At 47.7% G+C, this 9,687-nt stretch carries 11 protein-coding genes and 1 tRNA gene; 10 read left to right on the forward strand and 2 right to left on the reverse strand.

Going from position 1 to position 9,687, the window contains the following annotated elements; all coding sequences use genetic code 11:
- The coding region (locus VNE01S_RS18185; protein ID WP_174522348.1) for an acyl-CoA dehydrogenase family protein at window positions 1-323 on the reverse strand (323 nt) is incomplete at its 3' end.
- A 50-nt stretch (window positions 324-373) separates the two neighbouring features.
- A complete protein-coding gene (locus VNE01S_RS18190; RefSeq protein WP_053394617.1) occupies window positions 374-748 on the reverse strand; it encodes a MerR family transcriptional regulator in 375 nt (124 codons plus the stop codon).
- A gap of 241 nt (window positions 749-989) precedes the next feature.
- Between VNE01S_RS18190 and VNE01S_RS18195 the strand changes: the two genes are divergently transcribed.
- From VNE01S_RS18195 to VNE01S_RS18240, 10 genes are all read left to right on the forward strand, one after another.
- Window positions 990-2,201, forward strand: coding sequence for a thiolase family protein (locus VNE01S_RS18195; protein WP_053394618.1), 1,212 nt, complete (start codon window positions 990-992; stop codon window positions 2,199-2,201).
- 17 nt (window positions 2,202-2,218) lie between these two features.
- Window positions 2,219-3,712 (forward strand): CoA-acylating methylmalonate-semialdehyde dehydrogenase, encoded by a 1,494-nt coding sequence (locus VNE01S_RS18200; protein ID WP_053394619.1) that lies wholly within the window; start codon window positions 2,219-2,221, stop codon window positions 3,710-3,712.
- A 9-nt stretch (window positions 3,713-3,721) separates the two neighbouring features.
- Window positions 3,722-4,876 carry an acyl-CoA dehydrogenase family protein gene (locus VNE01S_RS18205; protein WP_053394620.1) on the forward strand — a complete coding sequence of 385 codons (1,155 nt, stop codon included), beginning with the start codon at window positions 3,722-3,724 and terminating at the stop codon, window positions 4,874-4,876.
- 11 nt (window positions 4,877-4,887) lie between these two features.
- The gene (locus VNE01S_RS18210) at window positions 4,888-5,682 is read left to right on the forward strand and encodes an enoyl-CoA hydratase (RefSeq protein WP_053394621.1); all 795 of its coding nucleotides are present in this window, start codon (window positions 4,888-4,890) and stop codon (window positions 5,680-5,682) included.
- A gap of 18 nt (window positions 5,683-5,700) precedes the next feature.
- Window positions 5,701-6,831 (forward strand): enoyl-CoA hydratase/isomerase family protein, encoded by a 1,131-nt coding sequence (locus VNE01S_RS18215; RefSeq protein WP_053394622.1) that lies wholly within the window; start codon window positions 5,701-5,703, stop codon window positions 6,829-6,831.
- Window positions 6,832-6,848: 17 nt separating this feature from the next.
- Window positions 6,849-7,751 carry a 3-hydroxyisobutyrate dehydrogenase gene (mmsB, locus tag VNE01S_RS18220; RefSeq protein ID WP_053394623.1) on the forward strand — a complete coding sequence of 301 codons (903 nt, stop codon included), beginning with the start codon at window positions 6,849-6,851 and terminating at the stop codon, window positions 7,749-7,751.
- Window positions 7,752-7,778: 27 nt separating this feature from the next.
- Window positions 7,779-8,537, forward strand: a complete 759-nt coding sequence (locus VNE01S_RS18225) for an SDR family oxidoreductase (RefSeq protein WP_053394624.1) — start codon at window positions 7,779-7,781, stop codon at window positions 8,535-8,537.
- 120 nt (window positions 8,538-8,657) lie between these two features.
- A complete protein-coding gene (locus tag VNE01S_RS18230; protein WP_053394625.1) occupies window positions 8,658-9,002 on the forward strand; it encodes a HopJ type III effector protein in 345 nt (114 codons plus the stop codon).
- 32 nt (window positions 9,003-9,034) lie between these two features.
- Window positions 9,035-9,394 (forward strand): MmcQ/YjbR family DNA-binding protein, encoded by a 360-nt coding sequence (locus VNE01S_RS18235; RefSeq protein WP_053394626.1) that lies wholly within the window; start codon window positions 9,035-9,037, stop codon window positions 9,392-9,394.
- A 163-nt stretch (window positions 9,395-9,557) separates the two neighbouring features.
- A tRNA-Cys gene (locus VNE01S_RS18240) sits at window positions 9,558-9,631 on the forward strand.
- Window positions 9,632-9,687: the final 56 nt, after the last annotated feature.

Consider the following 9,687-nt stretch of genomic DNA (forward strand, 5'->3'; position numbering starts at 1 on the left):
TTTCTGTAGATTTGGTTTGCACAAAGGTTGGAGTGGGCACCATAGCTTAAGCCAACAGAGGCGGACGCTCGGCTGATTTCTTCCATGGCAACAACATGCGCCAGATAGCCCATTTCTGCTCCGCCGTATGGCTCACCAATTGTGACGCCGAGTAATCCCATGTCACCCAAAAGTGGCCAAAGGTGATTGGGGAATTGATTGTCTTTATCAATTTGATCGGCAAGGTTTGCTATGTGATCACGAGCAAATGCATTGACGTGATCGCGCAGCATGTCGATGGACTCATCAAGCCCAAAATTCAGGGGTTTGTATTGAGACAGCATGATGCCTCCCATATTGCGTTTTGCTCAAGCCACAAGCATTGCAATAGTAATTAAGACTTCGTGTTTTTTAATGCGTCTTCACAGCGTAAACGAGCCAAGTTTAACTCTTCCAACACGATGCCGATGTCTTCCAGTTGACGTTTTAGCATGGCTTCTTTTTCATCAATAATGTGGAGCATTTTAATCAGTTGGGTATCACTTTGATCCGTATCGTACAGGGCGAACAGCTCTTTGATTTCTGCCAATGAAAATCCCAGCCGTTTACCGCGTAGAATAAGCTTTAGCCGGGTTTTGTCTCTACGCACATAGACGCGCATGTTGCCTCTACGCTGAGGTTGGATGAGCCCTACATCTTCGTAGAAACGAATACTTCTTGTCGTAATATCAAACTCTTTAGCGAGCTCACTAATCTTGAACGTTTCCACCTAGTAGTACTCCTTATTTCAAGGCCCACAGTGCAAGGCAAAGACTTCAAACTACAATAAATGGTGTATTAAAAGCGTTTCTTCACGTTTCACTAAAGGTTAGTGCTATGCTTACGTAAACGTCAAGAAATTAGCCATAGACTGAACAGCAGCTTGTCACTTGTAGTGGTCGATGTCAGTTTGAGACATCCAAAGGATAAACAGAGTCAAAGCTGTTGAGTTTCCTCAAGAGGGTGACGCAATGCAAGACAAAGGTATCTGGGTTGTTGCAGCCAAGAGAACGCCAATCGGACGATTTCAAGGGCTGCTTTCTGAGTTTTCTGCCCCTCAACTTGGGGCGGCGGCCATCAAAGCAGCACTGAGTGCTTCGGGCTTGTCTGCTAAAGAGGTTGATGAAGTGTATATGGGGTGTGTGTTGCCTGCCGGGTGTGGGCAAGCGCCGGCGCGTCAGGCCTCAATCGGGGCGGGTATTCCCAACTTTGCCGGGTGTACCACCATCAACAAAGTGTGTGGTTCGGGAATGAAATCGGTGATGCTCGCCACCGACCTGATCAAAGTGGGCACGTTTCGCTGTGCCATTGCTGGTGGCATGGAAAGCATGACTAACGCACCTTACCTGCTAAAAGATGCTCGAACAGGGATGAGAATGGGGCATAAAACGACCCACGATCATATGTTTCTTGATGGTCTTCAAGACGCCTACGAAGGCAACTTAATGGGCGTTTATGCCGAACAAATCGCCGACAAATTAGCGTTTTCTAGAGATCAAATGGATGAGTGGGCGAGTATGTCGATTCATCGCGCATTAGAAGCGCACAATCGCCATCTATTTGATGAAGAGATGGCGCCTCTCACACTCAAATCAGGCGAATCACTGGATTACGATGAGCATCCCAGATCGGTTGATATCAATAAAATTCATAAACTTAAACCTGCCTTTTCGGAAAACGGCGCAGTGACAGCGGCGAATTCCAGCGCAATTTCTGATGGCGCAGCCGCTTTGTTGCTGATGGAGCCAGAATACGCCCACCACCTTGGTTTAAAACCGATAGCTATCATTAAAGGCCATACTACCCACGCTAGAACGCCGTCTGAATTTACTCTAGCGCCTGTTTATGCAGTCGAGCAGCTCCTATCAGATCTTGATTGGACATTAGATGATATTGACCTTTGGGAAATTAATGAAGCGTTTGCCGTTGTGGCTCAAATAGCCGTTAAGCATCTCGGCTTAGACAGCGACAAAGTCAACATAAAAGGTGGTGCATGCGCGTTGGGTCATCCTATTGGCGCGAGTGGCGCGCGCATCTTAGTTACCCTTATCCATAGTTTAAGGCAGCTCCAAGCTTTGGGTGTGGAAGGGAACACCAATAACAAACAAGTGGTGCGCGGTATCGCATCGATTTGTATTGGTGGTGGTGAGGCAACCGCCGTGGGCATCGAAATCCCGTTGTAAATGAAAAGGAAATCGCTATGACTCAGTCAGTCCCTTTATTTATTGATGGTGAATTTTGTCAGTCACAGTCGAATGACTGGATAGAAGTCACGAATCCGGCCACCAATAAACCGATCGCTCAGTTACCCTGCACGTTAGATGAAGAAATGCAGCGTGCCATCGAAAGTGCAGAAAAAGCCTTTATGAGCTGGAAGCACGTTGCGGTATCTGACCGCGCGCGAGTAATGCTCAACTACCAGCAACTCCTTAAAGAGCATCATGATGAACTGGCCGAAATCCTCTCTCAAGAGACCGGGAAAATAACCTTAGATGCGAAAGGTGATGTTTGGCGTGGTATTGAAGTGGTGGAGCAGGCCGCTAACATCGCCAGCAATATGATGGGAGAAACCGTCGAAAATGTGGCGACGGATATCGATACCTACTCATTAATTCAACCGCTGGGGGTATGTTGCGGCATAACCCCATTTAATTTTCCTGCCATGATCCCGCTTTGGATGTTCCCAATCGCCATTGCAGCGGGGAATACCTTTGTATTGAAGCCATCAGAACAAGTGCCTTTAACCTCTATTCGCCTAGCCGAACTGTTTGAACAAGCAGGCGCGCCAAAAGGGGTTTTACAAATTGTGCATGGTGGCAAGCAACAAGTGGACTACTTGTTGGCGCATCCTAAGATTCGAACCGTCTCTTTTGTCGGCTCTGTCCCTGTTGCGCAGTACATCTATCACACAGGAACCAGTCATAACAAACGTGTTCAGGCGTTTGCAGGGGCGAAAAACCATATGGTGGTGATGCCAGATGCAAACAAAAACCAAGTGCTCACCAACCTTGTTGGCTCTTCGGTTGGTGCAGCAGGTCAGCGCTGCATGGCCATATCCGTGGCGGTATTTGTAGGCAGCGCCAAAGAATGGATAGCCGATTTAAAAACCGAAATGGCCAAGATGAAGCCGGGCGCGTGGAATGATCAAGATGCCGCTTACGGTCCGTTGATCAGCCAACAAGCCAAAACGCGAGTGCTCAATTTAATCTCAGAGGGCAAAGCGCAAGGTGCCGTGTGCGAATTGGATGGCAGCCAATGTGAAGTGGAAGGATTTCCTGATGGCAACTGGGTTGGGCCGACACTCTTTAGTGGTGTGAGCACTGAAATGTCGATTTATAAGCAAGAAATCTTTGGTCCGGTGTTGGTGTGTATAGAGGTAGACACACTGGAACAAGCCATAGAGCTTATCAACAGTAACCCGTATGGCAACGGTACCTCCATTTTTACCGCCAGTGGCGCGGCAGCCCGCAAATACCAGCACGAGATCCAAGTAGGTCAGGTTGGGGTGAATGTGCCTATTCCGGTGCCTTTGCCTTTCTTTTCATTTACAGGCTGGCGTGGCAGTTTTTACGGTGACTTACACGCTTATGGCAAACAAGCCGTTCGTTTTTACACCGAGACAAAAACCGTGACCGCGCGATGGTTTGACGACGATATTCCAACTGGCCCCAATCTCACTATCCACCTGAGATAAGGAGGAGGCATGGACTTTGAACTGAACGAAGATCAAAAAGCTTTTTCAGATGCAGCTCGTCAGTTTGCTCAAGAAAAGCTAGCCCCCATGGCGGCAGAATGGGATGAGCAGCAAACCTTTCCTAAAGAGGTATTAAAGCAAGCGGGAGAAATGGGATTCTTGAGCTTGTACACCCCAGAAAAGCAAGGCGGATTAGGTTTACCTAGGCTAGATGCTTCTATTGTATTTGAACAATTGGCGATGGGCTGCACCTCGACCACTGCATTTATGACTATCCATAATATGGTGACGTGGATGATTGCCAGCTACGCACGCGAAGAAGTGCAGCAGGCATATTGTCCGAAACTGATTGGCGGAGACTGGTTAGGCTCCTACTGTTTAACTGAGCCTAACGCAGGCTCAGATGCGGCATCTTTGACGACTAGCGCAGTCAAGCACGGTGACAAGTACATCATCAATGGCGCTAAAGTGTTCATATCGGGCGCGGGTGAGACAGATGTGCTGGTGGTGATGGCTCGCACTCAGGGTTCAGGTGCAAAAGGCATTTCTGCTTTCGTTGTTCCAGCTGATAGCAAAGGGATCAGCTATGGCAGAAAAGAGCCAAAACTAGGCTGGAATAGTCAACCAACTCGATCGATTACGTTCGACAATGTGGCGATACCAGCAAGCCATCTGCTGGGCGAAGAAGGTCAAGGCTTTGTCTTTGCTATGAAAGGGTTGGATGGAGGGCGAATCAACATCGCAACCTGTTCGGTCGGTACGGCTCAGCAAGCACTGAATCAAGCAACGCAGTACATTCAGGAAAGAAAGCAGTTTGGTAAAGCGCTGTCTCAGTTCCAGTCATTGCAATTCAAACTGGCGGACTTGGCAACCGAGCTTGTGGCCGCAAGGCAGCTAGTTAGGCTTGCGGCCAGCAAGTTAGACAAACAATCGCCAGATGCCACGGCTTACTGTGCTATGGCAAAAAGATTCGCAACAGATGTCGGTTTTAACGTGTGCGATCAGGCACTTCAGCTCTATGGCGGCTATGGTTATATCAAGGAATACCCAATGGAGCGCTATTTTAGGGATGTACGAGTTCACCAGATCTTGGAAGGAACCAACGAGATTATGCGTTTGATCGTCGCGCGCCGGTTGTTAACTGAAGGGGCAGAGCTGCTCTAAAGGAAGATGCTATGTCTGCAAGTGGAATACAACACAATGGGATTGACCATTACATAAAAAATCATGTGGCCGTTCTCACCATGAATAACCCGCCAGCCAACACCTGGACGGCCGTGAGCCTAAAATATCTAAAAGATCTGGTGAGTGATCTCAATCGTAATGACGACGTTTATGCTTTGGTGATTACCGGACAGGGAGAGAAATTCTTCTCTGCGGGAGCAGATCTCACTCTGTTCGCTTCAGGCGATAAAAGCGTAGCGGTGGATATGTCGCGCATTTTTGGTGAGGCCTTTGAAGCGCTTTCTTCATTTCGAGGTGTCTCGATTGCGGCAATCAATGGATACGCGATGGGTGGCGGTTTAGAAGTAGCGCTCGCGTGTGATATTCGCATCGCAGAGCAGCAAGCCAAATTAGCACTACCAGAAGCAAAAGTCGGGTTATTGCCATGCGCGGGCGGAACGCAAAACCTCACCGCATTGGTGGGGGAAGGTTGGGCCAAACGCATCATATTGTGTGGTGAGCAAATGACAGCCGAAAAAGCGCGCGAAATTAGCTTGGTGGAAGAGGTCGTTCCCCAAGGGAAAGCATTAGAGGGTGCAATAGAACTGGCTGAAAAGGTTGCCAATCAATCACCTAAGTCGGTGACGGCTTGTAAGCGTTTAATTCAGAATACTCGGACTCACTCGATCGCATTTGGATTGGTGAAAGAGCGCGAATTGTTTATTCAGCTGTTTGATACCGAAGATCAGCAAGAAGGGGTCAACGCATTCCTCGCAAAGCGTCAACCACAATGGAAGAACAAATAAGTTCAATTAGGAGGCAGTATGTCAGGCACTGTTCACTTTTCAGAGCTGCCATGTAGCGACAGCGAACACAAAATTGGTGTTGCGACACTCGATAATGCAGCAGCACTCAACGCACTTACACTCGATATGCTCCAACTAATTAAGGACAAGTTTGTACAGTGGCAAGACGACGATGACATCGTTTGTATATTACTCGAAGGCCAAGGAGAGAAAGCGTTTTGTGCTGGTGGGGATGTTCGAACGATGTACGATGTGATGCGAGATACAACGCCGGACGAGACAAAAGCGTTCTGTAGTCACTTTTTTGGTGTTGAGTATGAGTGTGATTTTCTGCTGCACACCTATTACAAACCGATCATCGCGTGGGGAGACGGGATTGTGATGGGCGGTGGCATGGGGCTTTATATGGGCTCAAGCCACAAAGTGGTCACGCCGTCATCTCGCATAGCGATGCCTGAAATCAGCATTGGTTTATACCCGGATGTGGGAGGAACTTGGTTTTTAAATCGACTCGATGAAGGGGTCGGGTTATTCCTAGGGCTTACGGGTGCGATCGTCAATGCAACGGACGCTATCGGCACACACCTCGCGGATCATCTAGTGCTCGCAGAGCATAAATCGACCCTACTGGAGCAATTGCAAATTGCAGAGTGGGAAAGCGTAGAAGATGCCTATGAAGTAGTGACGGAGATTCTAGAGAACTTATCCGAGCAAGTGCTAGACGGTATCCCTGAACCCCAATTACTTGCGGTAATGGAGCCGATTCAAGAAGCGTGCAAAGGTGACAGTGTGATTCAGGTGGTCGATAACATTCTAGCGATCGAAGGCAATAGTCAATGGCTAGAGCGTGCTAAAACGAACTTACGCACCGGTAGCCCAATTACCGCGCATATATGCTATCGACAGATAAACGATTTCCATCATACCTCACTAGCGGATTGTTTCCGGCTTGAGCTTTCTATTTCTGTTCGGTGCGCGTTACTTGGTGAGTTCCAAGAAGGCGTTAGAGCAAGGTTGGTGGATAAAGACGGCAGTCCTAATTGGAAATATGCCAGTGTTGCAGAGGTCGATAGCGCTGTGATTGGCGAATTATTTACCTCTCTGTGGAGTGACGATGAGCACCCACTCGCGCAACTTGGGCATTACTAGCAACAAGGAAGATAGCTATGACTACCATTGCATTTATTGGTTTGGGGAATATGGGCGCACCCATGGCAGAGAACCTGCTAAAAGCAGGCTTTACCGTTCAGGTGTTTGACTTAGTTGAGGAGACCGTGTCAAAGCTAGCGTCATTGGGTGCACAGCCTGCAGAGTCTACCGAACAAGTCGTAAAGGGAGCACAAATCGTCATCACCATGTTACCTGCGGGTGAACACGTAAGGGCCGTTTATTTGGGGGACCACAGCGGAGGGGTTGGCTTACTGAACCTGATTGAAGAGAACACATTTCTGATTGATTCCTCAACGATTGACCCGGAGTCCGCGCGCATTGTGGCGTCTTACGCGGAAGACAAAGGATTCGAGTTTGTCGATGCGCCCGTTTCAGGGGGAGTGGCTGGTGCCAAAGCGGGAACGTTAACATTTATCGTTGGTGGTACCGATAGCGCGTTCACTAAAGCAGAGCAAATCTTAAAACACATGGGTAAGAACGTATTTCACGCTGGTAAAGCCGGCGACGGACAAATGGGTAAGATTTGCAACAACCTCATGTTGGGGATCTTGATGTCGGGAACATGCGAAGCATTGAATTTGGGCATCGACAACGGCCTTGACCCTCAGGTGCTCTCCAACATCATGCTGCAAAGTTCCGGTCGCAACTGGGCGTTAGAGTTGTATAACCCTTGCCCTGGCGTCATGGAAAATGCGCCAGCGAGTAACAATTATCAACCTGGGTTTATGAGTAAGCTCATGCTAAAAGACTTAGGACTTGGGCTGGACGCGGCGTCAAAAAGCCAATCTTCTGTTCCTATGGGAGCGCTGGCTCGAAACCTGTACGCGTTCCATAATGCAAACGGCAATGAAGCCTTGGATTTCTCTAGTCTGTTTGAATTTTATCAAACCAAGAAATAGTCATGTAGCGGGAAGAGGTGACAAGCAATGGATTTGAAACAGAGCGTGATCGCCATAACTGGCGCAGGGCAAGGACTTGGCCAAATGATGGCAGTAACACTGGCACATGAAGGCGCAGAGCTTGCGTTACTCGATGTGAATGAGCAAGCGTTGGAATCGACGGAAAAACAGTGCCATATGATGGGTGTGAAAGCACTTTGTTATCCGGTTGATGTTACCAATGAACAGCAAGTTGAACAGGTCTTTGCAGATATCATCACCGATTTTGGTCAACTTGATGGCCTGATCAATAACGCTGGTGTTTTACGTGACGGTTTGTTGGTCAAAGTTAAAGATGGCGAAATGACAAAAATGTCGTTGGAGCAATTTAATGCGGTGATTGACGTGAATCTGACTGGCACATTTTTATGTGGTCGCGAAGCGGCGCTTCAGATGATTAATACTCAGAGAAAAGGGGTGATCATTAACATTTCCAGTATCGCGCGAGCAGGCAATATTGGTCAAACCAATTATGCTGCATCTAAAGCTGCGGTCGCGACGTTAGCGGTCACTTGGGGAAAAGAGTTGGCACGCTATGGTATTCGCTCAGCAGCCATTGCACCGGGTGTGATTAAAACCGCCATGACAGAACAAATGAAGCCAGAGGCAAGAGAACGCCTAGAAAAGATGGTGCCTGTAGGGCGTTTAGGCGAGGCAGACGAAATTGCACAGACAGCAAAATTCATTTTTGAAAATGATTACGTCAACGCGCGGGTAATCGAAATCGATGGTGGTATGCATTTCTAGTTGTGTTCGGTGATTCGCTGCCTGGTTTGAGATTTGGCCGATAATCAAGGTCTGGCTCTTTTTATCTGTGTATCAATGTCATAGACTGACTCAAACTTAATTACACAGAGACCCTAGCAAATGGAATTGAACACGTTTATCTCGCAACTTAAAACGACCCCTCAACAGATCGAATTCAGCCACACAATGGAAGCGATTGACTCGAACTACGATTTTACACCAACCGCCTTTACCAACGGCGATACCGCTAACGAAGCCAATCAAAACAACGGTTCTTGTAAGATTTTCGCGTTTGCAAAGCTTAATGGTTTATCTGAAGAAGAAACATTAGCGTGCTTTGGCGCGTTTTACCGCGAAGACGTACTGCAAAACCCTCAAGGTGACGATCACGCCAATATCCGCAACTTTATTAAGTCGGGTTGGGGTGGAGTGCACTTTGAAGCTGAGGCGTTAACAGCCAAATAATTTTGCATTGATGGATAGCTAGGAGCGAAAAAGTGACAAACCAAGAGCTTGAAAAGTATCTAGAGACATTCATCGGCTCAGAGTCGGGTTTTCCATTCGGGCCAGAGGCGTTGGTTTTTAAGGTCAAAGGGAAAATGTTTGCGATTTTGGCGCAGCGCGAAGGGCGTGAATACGTGACTTTGAAAATAACGCCGGAAGATGGTGAAGTGCTTACCTCTCAATTTGCCGATATTACGCCTGGCTATCACACCAATAAACGACATTGGATTACGATTTACTATCCGGGTGATGTCGATGATGAATTAATTCGTGACCTATCAGAGCAGTCTTACAAACTGGTGGCGAGTAAACTACCTAAGTATGAGCGAGTATCACTGGGCTTGGCTGAGTGATTCGCTTGTATAAAAGTTAGCTGTTTAGATCAAACAAGCAGCTATTTGCTTTAATTCTCGGCAAACGAATAAATATTTAATATTTTTTGTTTGACTCTCAACGCTCAATCCGTAAAGTATGCATCGAACGCAACGGTGGGTAACCTAAAGCGTTGAAAGAAAAGGCGCCTTGGCAGAGTGGCTATGCAGCGGATTGCAAATCCGTGGACCTCGGTTCGACTCCGGGAGGCGCCTCCATTTCTTTCTCAAAATTTTAGATGGTGTTTATCGCATTAAACGGCATCACAAAGAAA

The sequence above is a fragment of the Vibrio nereis NBRC 15637 genome, from assembly GCF_001591105.1.
GTDB classification, from domain to species: Bacteria; Pseudomonadota; Gammaproteobacteria; order Enterobacterales; family Vibrionaceae; genus Vibrio; species Vibrio nereis.